Annotated in this window: 16 protein-coding genes; 8 read left to right on the top strand and 8 right to left on the bottom strand. The window is 68.9% G+C overall.

What is annotated here, in order from left to right; genetic code table 11:
- Positions 1 to 9: 9 nt before the first annotated feature.
- On the bottom strand, positions 10 to 627 hold the full coding sequence (locus P5F91_RS05110) for a TetR/AcrR family transcriptional regulator (RefSeq protein ID WP_145612409.1): 618 nt from the start codon (positions 625 to 627) through the stop codon (positions 10 to 12).
- Between the two features lie 282 nt (positions 628 to 909).
- Between P5F91_RS05110 and P5F91_RS05105 the strand changes: the two genes are divergently transcribed.
- Together P5F91_RS05105 and P5F91_RS05100 are read left to right on the top strand one after the other, a co-directional pair.
- Positions 910 to 2,028 carry an HlyD family secretion protein gene (locus P5F91_RS05105; protein WP_277906699.1) on the top strand — a complete coding sequence of 373 codons (1,119 nt, stop codon included), beginning with the start codon at positions 910 to 912 and terminating at the stop codon, positions 2,026 to 2,028.
- Positions 2,029 to 2,060: 32 nt separating this feature from the next.
- Positions 2,061 to 3,731: an MDR family MFS transporter gene (locus tag P5F91_RS05100; protein ID WP_246134509.1), complete on the top strand. Its 1,671-nt coding sequence runs from the start codon at positions 2,061 to 2,063 to the stop codon at positions 3,729 to 3,731.
- A 77-nt stretch (positions 3,732 to 3,808) separates the two neighbouring features.
- Here P5F91_RS05100 and P5F91_RS05095 read toward each other — a convergent pair whose 3' ends face one another.
- Positions 3,809 to 5,269 (bottom strand): methyl-accepting chemotaxis protein, encoded by a 1,461-nt coding sequence (locus tag P5F91_RS05095; protein ID WP_186454869.1) that lies wholly within the window; start codon positions 5,267 to 5,269, stop codon positions 3,809 to 3,811.
- A 27-nt stretch (positions 5,270 to 5,296) separates the two neighbouring features.
- Positions 5,297 to 5,638 carry a hypothetical protein gene (locus P5F91_RS05090; RefSeq protein WP_277906698.1) on the bottom strand — a complete coding sequence of 114 codons (342 nt, stop codon included), beginning with the start codon at positions 5,636 to 5,638 and terminating at the stop codon, positions 5,297 to 5,299.
- A 282-nt stretch (positions 5,639 to 5,920) separates the two neighbouring features.
- Between P5F91_RS05090 and P5F91_RS05085 the strand changes: the two genes are divergently transcribed.
- From P5F91_RS05085 to ilvD, 3 genes are all read left to right on the top strand, one after another.
- Positions 5,921 to 6,817 carry an ABC transporter permease gene (locus P5F91_RS05085; RefSeq protein WP_277906697.1) on the top strand — a complete coding sequence of 299 codons (897 nt, stop codon included), beginning with the start codon at positions 5,921 to 5,923 and terminating at the stop codon, positions 6,815 to 6,817.
- A 12-nt stretch (positions 6,818 to 6,829) separates the two neighbouring features.
- Positions 6,830 to 7,720 (top strand): ABC transporter ATP-binding protein, encoded by an 891-nt coding sequence (locus P5F91_RS05080; protein ID WP_277906696.1) that lies wholly within the window; start codon positions 6,830 to 6,832, stop codon positions 7,718 to 7,720.
- Positions 7,721 to 7,857: 137 nt separating this feature from the next.
- Positions 7,858 to 9,702 carry a dihydroxy-acid dehydratase gene (ilvD, locus tag P5F91_RS05075; RefSeq protein ID WP_145612406.1) on the top strand — a complete coding sequence of 615 codons (1,845 nt, stop codon included), beginning with the start codon at positions 7,858 to 7,860 and terminating at the stop codon, positions 9,700 to 9,702.
- A gap of 69 nt (positions 9,703 to 9,771) precedes the next feature.
- Here ilvD and P5F91_RS05070 read toward each other — a convergent pair whose 3' ends face one another.
- The 5 genes from P5F91_RS05070 to P5F91_RS05050 all read right to left on the bottom strand — a co-directional run bounded on the left by P5F91_RS05070 (position 9,772) and on the right by P5F91_RS05050 (position 13,497).
- Positions 9,772 to 10,761: a CBS domain-containing protein gene (locus tag P5F91_RS05070; protein WP_145612405.1), complete on the bottom strand. Its 990-nt coding sequence runs from the start codon at positions 10,759 to 10,761 to the stop codon at positions 9,772 to 9,774.
- A 148-nt stretch (positions 10,762 to 10,909) separates the two neighbouring features.
- Entirely contained in the window at positions 10,910 to 11,494 is a 585-nt protein-coding gene (locus P5F91_RS05065) for a YceI family protein (RefSeq protein WP_145612404.1), read from the bottom strand.
- Positions 11,495 to 11,651: 157 nt separating this feature from the next.
- Positions 11,652 to 12,230 (bottom strand): YceI family protein, encoded by a 579-nt coding sequence (locus P5F91_RS05060; RefSeq protein ID WP_277906695.1) that lies wholly within the window; start codon positions 12,228 to 12,230, stop codon positions 11,652 to 11,654.
- Positions 12,231 to 12,268: 38 nt separating this feature from the next.
- Positions 12,269 to 12,841 (bottom strand): cytochrome b, encoded by a 573-nt coding sequence (locus P5F91_RS05055; RefSeq protein ID WP_277906694.1) that lies wholly within the window; start codon positions 12,839 to 12,841, stop codon positions 12,269 to 12,271.
- Positions 12,842 to 12,888: 47 nt separating this feature from the next.
- Positions 12,889 to 13,497 carry a YceI family protein gene (locus P5F91_RS05050; RefSeq protein ID WP_040843798.1) on the bottom strand — a complete coding sequence of 203 codons (609 nt, stop codon included), beginning with the start codon at positions 13,495 to 13,497 and terminating at the stop codon, positions 12,889 to 12,891.
- Between the two features lie 305 nt (positions 13,498 to 13,802).
- Between P5F91_RS05050 and P5F91_RS05045 the strand changes: the two genes are divergently transcribed.
- From P5F91_RS05045 to P5F91_RS05035, 3 genes are read left to right on the top strand one after another with little or no spacing between them, the layout of a single operon-like run.
- Entirely contained in the window at positions 13,803 to 14,120 is a 318-nt protein-coding gene (locus P5F91_RS05045; protein ID WP_186454868.1) for a BufA1 family periplasmic bufferin-type metallophore, read from the top strand.
- 30 nt (positions 14,121 to 14,150) lie between these two features.
- Entirely contained in the window at positions 14,151 to 15,068 is a 918-nt protein-coding gene (gene bufB / locus P5F91_RS05040) for an MNIO family bufferin maturase (protein WP_145612401.1), read from the top strand.
- A complete protein-coding gene (locus P5F91_RS05035; protein ID WP_145612400.1) occupies positions 15,061 to 15,810 on the top strand; it encodes an HvfC/BufC N-terminal domain-containing protein in 750 nt (249 codons plus the stop codon). Before bufB ends, P5F91_RS05035 begins: the two co-directional genes overlap by 8 nt.
- The last annotated feature ends 29 nt before the right edge of the window (positions 15,811 to 15,839 follow it).

The following is a 15,839-nucleotide window of genomic DNA, read 5'->3' as shown; positions in this document are numbered from 1 at the left end:
GCCCTTTTTCTATTTGGCCGCCTGGCCGCACAGCGGCCGGGGCAGGGCGCCTTCCAGCAGCTGGTTGATGTGCCGGTCCATCCACCCCGGCTCGTCCAGCGGGCTGAAACGGATCAGCAGGCGCGTATAGAGGGCGCCGTACATCGCCTCCACCAGGGTTTCCACGTGCAGGTCGGGGCGGAACTCCCCATTGCGCTTGCCCCGCTCGATGATGTCGCGCAGGCGCTGGCGCCGCGGCTCCACCACCTTCTCATGATAGACCTTCAGCGTCGGCGGGTCGTTCTGCCCCGCCAGCACGATGCTGGCCACCACCCGGCCGGTGGCGCCGGCGAAGCTGCGGGCGATGCCGTCCAGCACGGTGCGCAGGTCGGACACGGCCGACGCCGTGTGCGGAATCGGCACCGTCAGCTCCGCATGGGCCAGCAGCGCCTCCATGGCCAGGGCGCCCTTGCCCGGCCACCAGCGGTAGATGGTCGTCTTCGCCGTGCCCGAACGGGCGGCCACTCCCTCAATGGTGAAGCGTTCCAGGCCGTTTTCCTCCAGCAACTGGAAGGCGGCGTCCAGGATGGCGTCCCGGGCCTGGTCTGACCGGGGCCGTCCAGGCCCCCGCATGGCTTTATCCGTCACCCTCTCTCCTCGCTCAAAATGAAGCCCCGATTATTAAGCCGGCCCCTGGTTGACCGGGGCCGGTCTGTGATGCGCGTCGCACGGCCATGGATATGAAACGCTACACAGCGTTTCGTTTGTCGCAGTGCTCCTCACACCGGTTTCACACTACCTTACCGTTACGAAACGGACCATAGCGAAATGGTCCTTCCCGCCGACATCCGGTTCCACTCCCGGCCCATCCTTCCTTGGGCCGGAACGCCCCCGGTCGTCCCTGCGGGATCAGATGCAAGGAGAGTAGCGGTGAGCGGGGTTGTAAAGAAGTCTTCCGTTAAAGTATTGGCCGGTGCCGTCGCGGCCATAGCGCTTTTGGGTGGGGCCGCCGTCGGCGGGAATTACTATTGGAAGACGGGGCGCTTCCTCGAATCGACCGACGACGCCTATGTCCAGGCCGATTACACGACGGTGGCGCCCAAGGTGTCGGGCTATATCGCGGAAGTGCTGGTGGAGGACAACCAGCCGGTGAAGGCCGGCCAGGTGCTGGCCCGCATCGATGACCGCGACTTCCGCACGGCGTTGGACCAGGCCAAGGCCGACGTGGCCACGGCCGAGGCCGATATCCGCAACATCCAGGCCCAGCGCACGCAGCAGCAGGCCGTGGTGGCCCAGGCCCAGGCGGCGCTGGCCGCCGACCAGGCCAACCTGACCTTCGCCCGCCAGGACCGCGACCGCTATCGCGACCTGATGAAGACCGGATTCGGTACGGTGCAGCGCGCGCAGCAGACCGAGGCGGCGGTGACGGACAAGGCGTCGACCTTGCAGCGCGACCAGGCGGCCCTGGTGGCGGCGCAGAAGCAGGTCGACGTGCTGGCCACCGCCGAGGCCAAGGCCGCGACCGTGCTGGATCGCGCCCAGGCCGTCGCCCGCCAGGCGGCGCTCAACCTGTCCTACACGACCATCGCCGCCCCCATCGACGGCACGGTGGGTGCCCGCACCCTGCGGGTCGGCCAATTGGTGCAGGCCGGCACCCAACTGATGGCCGTGGTGCCCCTGTCCCAGGTTTATGTGCTGGCCAATTTCAAGGAGACCCAGCTGACCGAGGTGCGTCCCGGCCAGCCGGTGCAGGTGACGGTGGACAGCTTTCCCGGCACCACCCTGAAGGGCCGGGTGGACAGCCTGTCGCCTGCCAGCGGCACCAGTTTCGCCCTGCTGCCGCCGGACAACGCCACCGGCAACTTCACCAAGATCGTGCAGCGCATCCCCATCAAGATCGTGCTGGACGAAGGCCAGCCCCTGGCGGGCCTGTTGCGCCCCGGCATGTCGGCCGAGCCGGTGATCGATACCCGGGTGCAGCCCGCCCACGCGGCCCAGGCGCCGCAGCTGGCGACGTCCACCTCAGGCCTCTACCCCATGGCCCGCTGAGGGCCGCACCGGATCGCTGAAGGCTCCAAGCCATGGCTCCCCTCGACAGCAGCACCATCCTGACCGCCGGCGGCACCCTCCCCCGCACCCTGCCGCCGGCCAGCGGCCCGGCCCCCCACGACGGGGGCCGGGCCGCGCCCTCCATCCCCGCCGCCGACCATGTGCCGTTCAAGACCTGGCTGGCCGTGCTGGGGTCGGTGCTGGGCGCGTTCATGGCGGTGCTGAACATTCAGATCGTCAATGCCTCCCTGGCCGACATCCAGGGCGGTATCGGCGCTGGCGTGGACGATGGCGGCTGGATCGCCACCGCCTACCTGATCGGCGAGATCATCGTCATCCCGCTGTCCGGCTTCATGAGCCAGGTGTTCAGCGTGCGCCGTTACCTGATCACCAACACGGTGCTGTTCCTGCTGTTTTCCGTCGCCTGCGCCTTCGCCCAGAACCTGCAGCAGATGATCGTGCTACGCGCCATCCAGGGCTTCTGCGGCGGCGTGCTCATCCCGATGGCTTTCACGCTGATCATAACCCTATTGCCCAAGTCGCGGCATCCGCTGGGCCTGGCCCTGTTCGCCCTGACCGCCACCTTCGCACCCGCCATCGGTCCCACCATCGGTGGCTACCTGACCGAGACCTACGGCTGGAAGTACATATTCTACATCAACCTGGTGCCGGGCGTGTTCATGGTGGCGGCCCTGTGGGCCTCGCTGGAGCGGGCGCCCTTGCGCCTGAACCTGCTGCGCCAGGGTGACTGGTGGGGCATTGCTACCATGGCGGTGGGTCTGGCCTGCCTACAGACGGTGCTGGAGGAAGGCAACAAGGACGACTGGTTCGGTTCCGCCTACATCGTGCGGCTGGCCGTCATCGCCGCCGTGGCGCTGGGCGCGTTCCTGGTCATCGAGCTCAAGGTGGCCAAGCCTCTGCTAAACCTGCGCCTGCTGGCGCGGCGTAATTTCGGCCTGGGCATCGTCGCCAACGTGCTGCTGGGCGTGGTGCTCTATGCCTCTTCCTACCTGCTGCCGCGCTACCTCGGCCAAATCCAGGGCTACAACGCCCAGCAGATCGGGTCCGTCATGGCCTGGGTGGGCCTGCCGCAACTGGTGCTGATCCCCCTGGTGCCGATGCTGATGAAACGATTTGACGCCCGCTGGCTGGCCCTGGTGGGGGCGGCGGTCTTCGCCGGCAGCAACTTCATGAACATCCACCTGTGGCTGGGCAGCGCATCGGACCAGCTGTTCTGGCCCAACATCGTGCGCGCCTTCGGCCAGGCCCTGGTCATGACGCCGCTGTCGGTGCTGGCCACCGGCGGCATCGAGAAGGAGAATGCGGGCTCCGCCTCCGGTCTGTTCAACATGATGCGCAACCTGGGCGGCGCCGTCGGCATCGCGCTGACCCAGACCTGGCTGACCAAGCGTGAACAGTTCCATTCCAACGTCATGACGGGGCAGGTCAGCCTGTTCGGGGAAAGCACCCGCCAGCACCTGGCCATGCTGCAGCGGAAGTTCATGGAACACGGCGTGCCCGACGCCCTCACCGCCTGGCGCCAGGCGGTGGCGGAGGTGGATGCAGGGGTTCGCGCCCAGGCTTGGCTGATGGCCTACAGCGACGCCTTCTTCTTCCTGGGCAGCGCCATGGCCCTCTCGGCCGTCGCCATCCTGTTCCTGAAGAAGGCCGCTTCCGGGGCGGACGCCGGCGGCGCGCACTGAAGACCCGCCGGGACCGTGGCCGGTCGTGACGCAATGACCGGCTGCGGCCATGGATGACCGGGCTGTGTCCAAAGGCGTCAGGCGTTCTCCCGCAGGCGGGTCAGGAAGCCCTGGATGCCGCTCCGCATGGCGCTGGCCGTACCGTCGGCGTGGACGGCGGTGCTGCGGGTGGCGGTCACCTGGCTGGCCACTTGGGTCGCCAGGTCGCTCATGCCGCCCACCGCCTCCCCCAGGCGGCGGGTGCGGTCCGACACCAGCTGGATACTGCGCGAGATCTCGTCCACCGCCGCGCTTTGCTGGCCGATGACATTGGCGACCTCACCAGAGCTGGCGTCCAGGGCGGCGACCGACTGGGCGATCTCCGCCACCGCGCTGGCCGTGCCCTGGGCGGCGGCCTGGATTTCCTGGATTTGCTGGGTGATGTCCTCGGTGGCCTTGGCCGTCTGATTGGCCAGGCTTTTCACCTCGCTGGCCACCACGGCGAAGCCCTTGCCCGCCTCACCCGCCCGTGCCGCCTCGATGGTGGCGTTCAGCGCCAGCAGGTTGGTCTGCCCGGCGATGTCGCTGATCATCTGCACCACGCTGCCGATGCGGGTGGCGACCTCGCCCAGGGTCGTGACCTGGCGGTCCACCGCCTCCACCTGCGTGGCGGCCGAACGGGCGCGGCTGGCGGCGTCCTCGACGGAGCGCACGATCTCCGCGATGGTCGCGGCCATCTCCTCCACCGCCGCCGCCACGGTGCCGGCGTGGCTCATGGCGTCTTCCGCCTCGGCGGTGGCGCCGGTGGCTGAACTGCGGGCGCTGTCGGCCAGCTGGTCCAGCGCGCCGGCGTTGTCGGACAGGTTGGTCATGGCCCCGACCAGGCGGTCCGTCTGGCCGGCAATCTCGCTGGCGAACTGGTCCGCCAGGGCCAGGCGCAGGGCGACCCGCTGCTGACGGGCCTGCTGGGCCTGCTGCTCCTGCTGCTGGCGCAGGGCCTCGGTTTCGGCGGCGGCGGTTTCGGCCTTGGCCAGGGCCTTGTCCATGGCGGCGAACAGGCGCTCCAGGCTCCAGGCCAGCCACACCAGGATGCCGGTCTCCATGATAACGACGGCGGCATGGAACAACACCCGGCGCACGTCGCCCTCGCTGTCGGGGAATACCCAGGCCGGGACCAGGAAGCTGAGGGTCAGGTGATGCACGGCGGTGGCGCCGGCGGCCAGGATGATGATGCGCCAGTCGCAGAAGGCCGTCAGCATGGCCAGCACGGCGAAGTAGACCATGTGGTAGTCCAGCTGCCATGCGCCCGAGGCCGCCATGACCAGGACGGAGGTCTGCGCCACCGCCAGCAGGGCCGTCATGTATTCCAGCGTCTGCCGCGGCAGGCGCAGCAGCAGGCCGCCCGTCAGCACGGCGGCCAGGGCTGCGGCGGCCAGGCCCGGCCCCATCCAGCCGTTGCCGGACAGGCCGCCGGTCAGCGCCGCCACGGGCGCGCATACCCAGAGGAACACGACGAAGACCCGAAGGGCCATGGCCCGGATGAAGGACATCTTGATCATCTTGTCGCCTCGACCTTGCTAAACATGTCAGCCGCGAAAGGGCGCGGCCGCCTTGGCCGCGATACCGCACGCCTGGAACCCGTTGAGCGGCACCAGCAAGCCTCCGTCCAGGAGGAAACCGGGAAAAGGGCCGTTCCCCACCTTGACCACCCACCGTCCCGGCCCGCCATCGACCAGCAGGACATCCGCCCGGGCCAGCGCCTGCAATTGGCCGGCCTGGTCGGTCCAGGGTGGGAACAGCGCCAGCGCGAAACCGGCAGTGCGGTGCGGGAAGGCGGCCCCGGCCAAAGCCGGAAGCAACGATGCGACGGTGGCGACCACCGCCCACGCCAGCCCCTTGCCCGTGACCTTCGCCCCCATGTCCGCCATGACTGGAACCTTGTGTGCTCCGCCCATTAACCAATGGCGTCACGATGGCGCCCAAACCTATGGAATGAGTTAATTCGCCTTCTAGGTCGGACGACCTATCCCGATGGACCTAAGGACGGCGTAGGCCCCGTGGCGCTGCGTCAATTCGCAGGGGGGCTGCCGCGACAGGCGTGGGCCCGTTCGGCAGTGATAGCCTCACGTTTGCACCTTCGCCTAAAGTCCAGGATCACCCATGTCGAAAGGCATAACTGTCACGGATCGCGCGCGGTCGGGAGCGGGGGCATGAGCCTGGCTTCCTTCACGCCCCCGCCGCCCGCTCCTCTGTCGCCCGCCCCCCTGCCGCCCGCCCCCCTGTCGCCCGACGCGACGCTGATCACCCCCCGCGGGCCGGGCCTGCTACCCTGGCTGGCGGAGGCTTGGCGCACCCGGCGCATCGCCCTGATGCTGGCGCGGCGCAGCCTTAAGGCCAGGTACCGCCAGACCTGGCTGGGGGCGGGCTGGGCCATCCTGCAGCCCTTGCTGCTCATGCTGGTCTATTGGGGGATTTTCGGCCATCTGCTGGGCGTGCCCACGGGCGGCGACGCCCCCTATCCCGTGTTCGCCTTTACCGGCTTGGTGCTGTGGCAGTTTTTCTCGCGCGCGCTGATGGACGCCAGCGCCAGCATCCTGCACCAGGCCCACTTCGTCACGAAGGTCTACTTCCCCCGTCTGCACATGCCGCTGGCCTCGCTGATGGTGGCGGCGGTGGATATGGCGGCGGGCCTGGTGTGCCTGGCGCTGCTGCTGGCCGTTTTCCGCATCTGGCCGGAGGTGCGCTGGTTGCTGCTGCTGGGGCCGCTGGCCCTGCTGCTCGTCACCGGCGCGGGCGCGGCGTTGTTGCTGTCCGCTCTGGTGCTGCGCTTTCGCGACGTGGGGCATCTGTTGCCGCTGACCACCCAGGTGCTGATGGTGGCGGCCCCGGTGATTTATCCCGCCCACCTGGTGCCCGGGGTGATGGGTGCGGTCTATCGCCTGAACCCCATGGTGACGGTGATCGAGGGCGCGCGGACCGCCCTGCTGGGCACCCCCGCGCCGGAACCGGTGCCGGCCCTGCTGTCGGTGGCGCTTGCCGCCGGGCTGCTGCTGCTGGGCCTGCGCACCGTGCGGCGCATGGAACCGGCCATGGCCGATCTGATCTGAAGGGGTCCCCTCATGACCTTGTGCACGTTCGATGGGGCGGTCGGCGCCAAAATCCGCGAATCCCACCGCCTGGCCAACGCCCTGCCACCCCCGGCGGTGGAGGTGCGGCACCTGTCCAAACGCTATGGCGGCGCCGGGCGGGGAGGCATGATCTACGACCTGCTGGCCGGGCGCCGCGGACGGGCGGAACCCACCGGCTTCTGGGCGCTGGACGACCTCAGCTTCACCGTTCCCCAGGGCGGCGTGCTGGGCATCGTCGGCCGCAACGGCTCGGGCAAGACCACGCTGATGCGCATCCTGTCGCGCATCACCGCGCCCACGAAGGGTGAGGCCGTGGTGCGCGGCCGGGTGGGCGCCCTGCTGGAGATCGGGTCCGGCTTCCACCCCGAACTGACGGGGCGGGAGAACATCGACTTCAGCGGCGCCATCCTGGGCATGACCCAGGCCGAGGCGCGCGAGGTGGTGGACGCGATCATCGACTTCGCGGAGATCGCCGACTTCCTGAACACGCCGGTGAAGCACTACTCCATCGGCATGTACATGCGCCTGGCCTTTGCCGTCTCATCCCACATCCGGAACGAGGTGCTGCTGCTGGACGAGATCCTTGCGGTGGGCGATGAACGCTTCCAGGACAAATGCCGCCGCCGCATCAAGCAGCTGTGCGGCGAGGGCCGCACCGTGCTGATCATCAGCCACACCAGCGCGCTGCTGGAAGAATCCTGCGACAGCCTGCTGGTGCTGGACCAGGGCCGGAAGGTCTTTCTGGGCGACCCCTACACCGGCATCGACTTCTACCATCGCGACATACTGCGCCTGGCGCCGGGCGCCCGCCTGGGCGCCGACGGCCGCCCCTATCGCGCCGCCATCGACGTCGGACGCATCCGGGCCTGGCGGCGGGGTTAGGTGCTGGCCCCTGTGCTGACCCGCGCGCTGGGCATGCCGGGGGATCGCCCAGGCCAACGCCGGAAAGGTTGCCTCTGCGGCCAGATAGTTTTAGAAATTGGCCCCAGTCAGGTAACAATCTTTCAGGATCTGGTTCCGTGCCCCAGCTTCGCTCCCGCACCACCACCCATGGCCGCAACATGGCCGGCGCCCGCGGCCTGTGGCGCGCCACCGGTATGACGGATGCCGACTTCGGCAAGCCCATCGTGGCCATCGCCAATTCCTTCACCCAGTTCGTGCCCGGCCACGTGCATCTGAAGGACCTGGGCCAGCTGGTGGCGGGCGAGGTGGTGGCGGCCGGTGGCGTGGCCAAGGAATTCAACACCATCGCGGTGGATGACGGCATCGCCATGGGGCACGCCGGCATGCTGTACAGCCTGCCCTCGCGCGAGGTCATCGCCGACGCCGTGGAATACATGGTCAACGCGCATTGCGCCGACGCCCTGGTCTGCATCTCCAACTGCGACAAGATCACGCCCGGCATGCTGATGGCCGCCCTGCGCCTCAACATCCCCACCGTGTTCGTCTCCGGCGGCCCGATGGAGGCCGGCAAGGCCCCCGTGCATGGCGAGATCCGCTCGGTCGACCTGATCGACGCCATGGTGGCGGCGGCGGACGACAGCGTCAGCGATGCCGAGGTCCAGGCGCTGGAACAGAACGCCTGCCCCACCTGCGGCTCCTGCTCCGGCATGTTCACCGCCAATTCCATGAATTGCCTGGTGGAGGCGCTGGGCCTGGGCTTGCCCGGCAACGGCACCGTGCTGGCCACCCACGCCGACCGCAAGGCCCTGTTCCTGCGGGCCGGCCGCACGGCGGTAGAGATCGCCAAGCGCTGGTATGAACAGGACGACGCCAGCGTCCTGCCGCGCTCCATCGCCACGTTCGAGGGGTTCGAGAACGCCATCGCGCTGGACATCGCCATGGGCGGCTCCACCAACACAGTGCTGCATTTGCTGGCCGCGGCGTATGAGGGCGGGGTGGATTTCACCATGGCCGACATCGACCGCATGTCGCGCCGCGTGCCCCACCTGTGCAAGGTGGCGCCGTCCTCCGCCACCGTCCATATCGAGGATGTGCACCGCGCCGGCGGCATCATGGGCATCCTGGGCGAACTGGATCGCGCCGGCCTGCTGCACCGCGACGTGCCCACCGTGCACGCCCCCACCATCGGCGCCGCCGTGGACCGCTGGGACATCACCCGCGCCAACGACGCCGACATCGCCGAGTTCTACGCGGCCGCGCCCGGCGGCGTGCGCACCACCCAGGCCTTCAGCCAGGCGTCGCGCTACACCAGCCTGGACCGGGACCGCGTGAATGGCGTCATCCGCAGCAAGGAGAACGCCTTCAGCCAGGACGGCGGCTTGGCCGTGCTGTACGGCAACCTGGCGGTCGACGGCTGCATCGTGAAGACGGCGGGCGTGGACCCCGCGGCCCTGACCTTCACCGGCAAGGCCCGCGTGTTCGAAAGCCAGGACGATGCCGTCTCCGCCATCCTGGGCAACCGGGTGCAGGCGGGTGACGTGGTGCTGATCCGCTATGAGGGCCCGCGCGGCGGCCCCGGCATGCAGGAGATGCTGTACCCCACCAGCTACCTGAAGTCCAAGGGCCTGGGTAAGGTCTGCGCCCTGGTGACCGACGGCCGCTTCTCCGGCGGCAGCTCCGGCCTGTCCATCGGCCACATCTCGCCCGAGGCGGCCGAGGGCGGCACCATCGGCCTGGTGGAGGAGGGCGACCGCATCGTCATCGACATCCCCAACCGCAGTATCCGGCTGGAGGTGGAGGACAGTGAACTGGACCGCCGCCGCGACGCCATGAAGGCCAAGGGTGCCAAGGCCTGGAAGCCCGCCACCCGTGACCGCCAGGTCTCCGGCGCGCTCAAGGCCTACGCCTACTTCGCCACCTCCGCCTCGCGCGGGGCGGTGCGGGACACGTCGGGGATTTGATCGGGCAGCGGCATGAGGTTCCACCTCATGCCGCTACAGGCGCACGACGCATCGGGCGCTTGAATGTCTTTACCCCTCTGCCTCGCCCCACACCAGGAACAGGCCGACGTCGCCGGGGAAGCCGTTGGGGAAGTCCAGGACGCGGGCGGTCAGGCTGAAGCCCGCCGGCTGCAGCTCATGGTGCCAGCGCTGGTAGATCTCGGCGGCCTCACCGCGCAGCGTGCGGGGCCAGTCCGGTTCCGGGGCGTTGATGGCGCGGGCGCCGTCGCTGCACAATTCCGCCGGGAAGCGCAGCAGTAGGAATTCCTTCTCACCCCGCGCGGCGGCGTCGTGCGCGCCCTCCAGCAGCTTGTGCCAGCCATGGTCGGCCACATGATGGTCGATCAATTCCTGCACCTTCTCCTGCCGGCGGACCAGCGCCTCCTTGCGCTGCTCGGCCAGCTGGCGGGCGTTCTCGTCGTGGAAATTGCCCACCAGGTGGCGGAAGTCGGCGGCGCGGAACAGGGGTTCATGCGCCGGCTCACGCACCGGTGCCTGCGCGGGCGGCGCTTTCCTCTCCCACCGCTGGAACAGGCCGGGGCGGTGCGCGGGCTCAGTCTTCTCGGCGGGCTCGGCCGCCAGCACCTTCAACAGGTCGGCGCGTGACACGATGCCCACCAGCGATCCGTCCAGCACCACGGGCACGCGCTTGATGCCATGGGTCATCAGCAGACGCGCGATTTCGGCCGTGTCGGTGTTGATGTCGACGGTGATGACCGGGGCGGACATGATGTCCCGGGCAGTGCGCTCCCGTTTTTGTGTGTCTGCCAAGTAGGCGGGCAGCTGTTCGCCTTCCGCCACCAGGGCCAGCCACCAGTCGCGCCGCGCCTCATGGTCTGCCCCCGCCTCGTCCCGGGCGATCAGGTCGCCTTCGCTGACCATGCCGATGACGCCGCCATGGCCGTCCACCACCGGCGCGGCGCTGACGCCCCGGTCCAGCAGCAGGGTGGCGATGCGGCTGACCGGCGTGTCGGGCGCCAGGGTCAGGACATCCTCGGTCATCACGTCGTGGGCGCGCATGGGGCGGGGCTCTCTTCTCAATGGATCCGTCGGGGCCGTTCCGGGAAAAGATAACCCAATGAAATGGCGCAGTCTTTGCGCTGCATCATGGCCGTAGCGGCCTTCCTCCAATGCGTCGCTGGGGCTACCCTTTGGTAATGGGCGGTGGTCAGGGCTGGGCCGTGGCCATGAGATCGACGACCACCGCCACGTTCAGGTCCACCGTCCGGCCTTTGCTGAACAGGCCGTGTCCGCCGACGTCATAGTCGGTGCGCACCAGGTCCAGCCGGCCCACGGCGTGGGCTTTGCCATCGGTGATGTCCAGGGTGAAGGGCAGGACGACATCCTTCCTGATGCCCCGGATGGTCAGGGTGCCCACCGCGTCATACTGGTTGCCGCCCTTGGCGCGGAAGGTCGTGGCCTCGAACACCGCGTCGGGGAAGGCCTGGATATTGAACCAGTCTTCGCCGGGCAAGGCCTGGTCCTTTTCCGCGTCGCCGATCGTGGCGCTGCCCATGGCGATGGTCACCTTGGCATGGCTGGCGGCGGGGTCGGCGGGGTCGAAGTCGATGGCGGCGTTCCAGCGGCCGAAGCGGCCGGTGAATTCCTTGCCGCTCTGCTTGCCGATGAACCCCAGCACGCTTTCTTCCTTGTCCACGGTCCAGGTCGCGGCCCCGGCGGGCGCGGGCAACAGCAGGGCGGCCAGCATCAGGATGGACAGGACGGGGGTCAGGATGGATGGGCGCGGGGTCACGGGAACGGCCTCCAGGAATGCGGTGCGGCGGTCCCCCATGGTAATCGACGGGCCGGCGGCGGGGCCTGCGACCCCGCGTAGCATACGCTGTAAAACGAACGGCCCCGGACGCCATCGCGCCGGGGCCGCCTCGTTCACGCGCCTGCCCTTATACGGCTTACTTGGCGGTGGCGTTCAGATCGACGGTGACGCTGACGGCCAGAGCCACCATCTTGCCGTCGCCCCAGGCGCCCTGGCCCACGCCGTAGTCGGTGCGCACCAGATCCAGCTTGCCCACGGCATGGGCCTTGCCGCCGGCCACGTCCAGGGTGAAGGGCAGGGTCACGTCCTTCTTGATGCCGCGGATGGTCAGGGTGCCCACCGCGTCATACTGGTTGCCGCCCTTGGCGCGGAAGGTCGTGGCCTCGAACACCGCCTTGGGAAAGGCCTTGGTGCTGAACCAGTCGGCCTCGGGCAGGGACTGGTCCTTCTGCACGTCGCCGGTCTTGGCGCTGGCCATGTCGATGGTGACGGTGGCGTGGCCGGTGGCCGGGTTGGCCGGGTCGAAATCGATGGTGGCATCCCAGCGGGTGAACTGGCCGCTGAAGGCGGTGCCGCTCTGGCTGCCGGTGAAGCCCAGCTTGCTGTGGGCGGTGTCCACAGTCCAGCCGGCGGCCGACGCCGGGCCGGCCAGCAGCAGGGCGCCCAGGGCGGTGGCGGCCCAGGTGGTGGCAACGCGCGGGGCGAGGAACTTCATGATGGGCATCCTCAGTCTTGGAAAGGGTGGCCGGGGACTTAGGCCCGGCGGCCGAAACGGGGAACCATACGCAGCAGCACATCATCCTTGACCAGGAAGTGGTGGCGCAGCGCCGCCAGGGCGTGGACCACCACCAGGGCCACCAGGATCCAGGCGGCCAGCTCGTGCGCCTCCGACACCACGTCGTTGATCGGCGCCTTGTTCTCCAGGTCGGTCAGGACGGGCATGTGGGGGAAGGGGATGAGGCCGTACAGCACGGTCGGGATGTTGAATTTCGAGGTGGAGACGACCGCCCAGCCGGTCAGCGGCATGCCCAGCAGCAGGGCGTACAGGCCGGCATGGCCCAGGTGGGCGGCCCACTTCTCCCACGCCGGCATGTGGGCCGGCAGGGGTGGGGGCCGATGGGCCAGACGCCAGGCCGCCCGGAACAGGGTCAGGGCCAGCACGGTGATGCCCACCGACTTGTGCAACTGGAACAGCTTGAACTGGTCGGGGGAGCCGGGTGGCAGCGACGTCATCGTCCAGCCCATGATCAACAGGGCAAGGATGGCGATGACGGTCAGCCAATGAACCAGGATGGCCACGCTGTTGTAACGCGCCGCGACGGTCATGGTCCGGCTCCCCCTTCAGTCCGATAACGCGATGGATAGTAACGCTATTACTGGGCGCGGTCGAATTCGCCGCTGATCAGCAGTTCGACTTCGTCACCGACGTAGGGCACGTACTTGTCGACGCCGAATTCGGACCGCTTCACCTGCGCCTTGGCGTCGAAGCCGACGACATAGGCCTTGGTCATCGGGTTGCTGCCGCCGCCGTGGAAGCTGGCGTCCAGGGTCACGGGCTTGGTCACGCCGTGCAGGGTCAGGTCGCCGGTGATCTTGCCGGTGGTGGCGCCGGTCACCTCGATCTTGGTGGTCTTGAAGGTGGCGGTCGGGAACTTGGCGGTGTCGAAGAAGTCCGGGCTGTTCAGGTGCTCATCCAGCTTCGGGTTGGCGGTGGCCAGGCCCTTCACGTTGATGGTCACGTCCAGCTTGCTCTTGGCCGGCGCCTTGGGGTCGAAGTCCAGCGTGCCTTCCAGATCCGGGAAGGCGCCGTAGTAGGTGGAGAAACCGAAGTGGGTGATGGCGAACACCACCTTGGCGTGGCTCTTGTCCAGGGTGAAGTGGCCACCTTCGACCTTGCTGAGATCGGTGGTCGCCTGGGCCAGGGCCGTGGCGGGGGCGGCCAACAGGGCGGCGGCCAGCATCAGGGCGGGAATGCGCTTCATGGGATGGTCCTTGTGGAAGCAGGCCGGACGGCCGAGGAGGGAGGGAACGCCGGCCGCCACCCGTGGGACGGGTGGTGACCGGCGGTACGGGCCTAATCTAAGTCGCGCCGCCCTCGCCCACAATCAAGGTCACCTGGAATTCATTGTTCCATTCGTCGCACCAATCGTGCCCTCACCGCGTCGATTTCACACGCAAGGCAGGGGTTTTGTCGCGGCGCCAAAGGGCGTAGGGTCTGCGGGCTCGCCCCCAGCGGGGCGGCCCCGGGCGCGCGCGATGGCGCCCGTCTTTGCCGAAGGATGGCCTGATGACCGACCGAACCACCGCCCTGACCGCAGCCTTGGCCCTGGCCGGCGCCCTGACGGCGCTCAGCGCGGCGGCGCACGACGCCCCCTTGGCCCCGGGGCGGGAAAAGTGCTACGGCGTCGCCAAGGCGGGGGAGAATTCCTGCGCGTCGGCCGCCGGCACCCACGATTGCGGCGCCATGTCCAAGGTGGACTACGACGGCCAGGAATACCTCGACGTGGCCAAGGGCGAGTGCAAGACCATGGGCGGCAAGCTGAAACCATTCAAGGGCGTGGGCAAGCCCCCCAAGGCGGCCGTGCCGAAGCCGGCGCAAGACTGAACGGCCGGCCCCGTGGACAGAAGGGCGCCCATGGACACCGCCGCCCCGGCCCCGGGCGCCACCCCGGCGGTTACCCTGCCGCGCCGCGCCGGTATCGGCCTGCGCCACCCGCACGTCCCGGCTTTCCTGAGCGGGGAGCGGCCGGACGTGGCCTGGGTGGAGGTGCACAGCGAAACCTATCTGGTCGCGGGTGGGCCGCGTTTGGCGGCATTGGAAACCATCCGCCGCGACTACGCCCTGTCCTGCCATGGGGTCGGGCTGTCCCTGGGCAGCGCCGCCGGGCTGGATGCCAATCATTTGGCCAATCTGCGTCAGCTGTACGACCGGCTGCAGCCTGACCAGATCTCCGACCACCTGGCCTGGACCGGCACCGGCGGCGCCTACCTCAACGATTTGCTGCCCCTGCCGCTGACGGCGGAGACGCGGGACGTGGTGGCGATCAACATCGCCCATGCCCAGGATGTCCTGGGCCGCCGCCTGCTGGTGGAGAATCCCTCCCTCTACATGCCGCTGATCCTGCCGCCGGGGGTGGAGACCATTCCCGAGCCGCAGTTCCTGGCGGATCTGGTGGCACGCACCGGCTGCGGCCTGCTGCTGGATGTGAACAACGTGGTGGTCTGCGCCCACAATCTGGGCTTCGACGCCGCCGCCTATCTGGCGGATTTCCCGTTGGAGGCGGTGGGCGAGATTCATGTGGCCGGCCATCGGCGCGAGGCCTTCGCCCCCTGGGTGGGCCCGGACGCGGGGGCCGGCGGCGTGGTGCTGATCGACGACCATGGCAGCCGGGTGTCGGACACCGTCTGGGACTTGCTGGCCGGCGTGCTGTCCCGTACCGGGCCGCTGCCGGTGCTGGTGGAATGGGACATGGACGTGCCGCCGCTGGAGGTGCTGCTGGGGGAGGCGGCCCACGCCCAGTCGTTGCTGGACGGGGTGGCGGCCCATGCTTGAGGCCTTCCAGCAACAGATGCAGCGGGCCCTGTTGGCCGCCGGCGGCGGTGAGGGCGGGGCCGGAATAGACCTCGCCCCCGGCGCGGTGGCCGGGGCGCGGCTGAAAATCTATCGCGCCAACGTCCAGCAATCCTTGGCGGAGGCACTGGCCACCGCCTTCCCCGTCACCTTGCGGCTGATGGGCGTGCCGGCCTTCCGCACGGCGGCCCTGGATTTTGTGCGCGCCCACCCGCCCACGCGGCCGCAACTGGCGGCCTACGGCGGCGGCTTCCCCGCGGCGCTGGCGCCGTTGGACACTGGGGCGGCGGACATGGCGCGCCTGGAATGGGCGGTGATGGAGGCCTACTTCGCCGCCGACGCCCCCGTCTTGACGGTGGAGCAACTGACGGCCTTCCCCCCCGGCGACTATGCCCGGCTGCGCTTCATCCCCCATCCGGCCGCTCGGGTGCTGTGGCTGGGGCATGACGTGCTGCCCCTGTGGCGCCAGGCGCAGGAGGATGAGACCTGGGTGCCGCCGGCACCGGACGCCGCGGATGGCGAGGTGCTGGTGCTGCGCCCGGCCGACGGCATCGTCTGCGTCTCGCTACCGCCCGGGGCTGCCGCCGCCATCCAGTCGCTGCTGAATGGCGACATGCTAACTCAAGCGGCCGAGGCCGGCCTGCTGGTGGAACCGAAGCTGGACTTACAGGCCATGCTGCACACGCTGCTGGCCCAGGGGGCGCTGGCCAGCGCGTCCGTCTGATCCTATTCCCCGGGAAAGTCTGTCCCGAC

It is taken from the genome of Nitrospirillum amazonense (genome assembly GCF_029594735.1).
Lineage (GTDB): Bacteria > Pseudomonadota > Alphaproteobacteria > Azospirillales > Azospirillaceae > Nitrospirillum > Nitrospirillum amazonense.
This window is presented reverse-complemented; position numbering and strand designations above follow the sequence as displayed.

Bases quoted from the DNA above. Each gene is read 5' to 3' on its own strand.
- P5F91_RS05045 (WP_186454868.1), top strand. From the start codon at position 13,803: ATGACCGACCGAACCACCGCCCTGACCGCAGCCTTGGCCCTGGCCGGC.
- bufB (WP_145612401.1), top strand. From the start codon at position 14,151: ATGGACACCGCCGCCCCGGCCCCGGGCGCCACCCCGGCGGTTACCCTG.
- P5F91_RS05060 (WP_277906695.1), bottom strand. From the start codon at position 12,230: ATGAAGTTCCTCGCCCCGCGCGTTGCCACCACCTGGGCCGCCACCGCC.
- P5F91_RS05100 (WP_246134509.1), top strand. From the start codon at position 2,061: ATGGCTCCCCTCGACAGCAGCACCATCCTGACCGCCGGCGGCACCCTC.
- P5F91_RS05070 (WP_145612405.1), bottom strand. From the start codon at position 10,761: ATGCGCGCCCACGACGTGATGACCGAGGATGTCCTGACCCTGGCGCCC.
- P5F91_RS05085 (WP_277906697.1), top strand. From the start codon at position 5,921: ATGAGCCTGGCTTCCTTCACGCCCCCGCCGCCCGCTCCTCTGTCGCCC.
- P5F91_RS05055 (WP_277906694.1), bottom strand. From the start codon at position 12,841: ATGACCGTCGCGGCGCGTTACAACAGCGTGGCCATCCTGGTTCATTGG.
- P5F91_RS05080 (WP_277906696.1), top strand. From the start codon at position 6,830: ATGACCTTGTGCACGTTCGATGGGGCGGTCGGCGCCAAAATCCGCGAA.
- P5F91_RS05035 (WP_145612400.1), top strand. From the start codon at position 15,061: ATGCTTGAGGCCTTCCAGCAACAGATGCAGCGGGCCCTGTTGGCCGCC.
- P5F91_RS05095 (WP_186454869.1), bottom strand. From the start codon at position 5,269: ATGATCAAGATGTCCTTCATCCGGGCCATGGCCCTTCGGGTCTTCGTC.
- P5F91_RS05090 (WP_277906698.1), bottom strand. From the start codon at position 5,638: ATGGCGGACATGGGGGCGAAGGTCACGGGCAAGGGGCTGGCGTGGGCG.
- P5F91_RS05050 (WP_040843798.1), bottom strand. From the start codon at position 13,497: ATGAAGCGCATTCCCGCCCTGATGCTGGCCGCCGCCCTGTTGGCCGCC.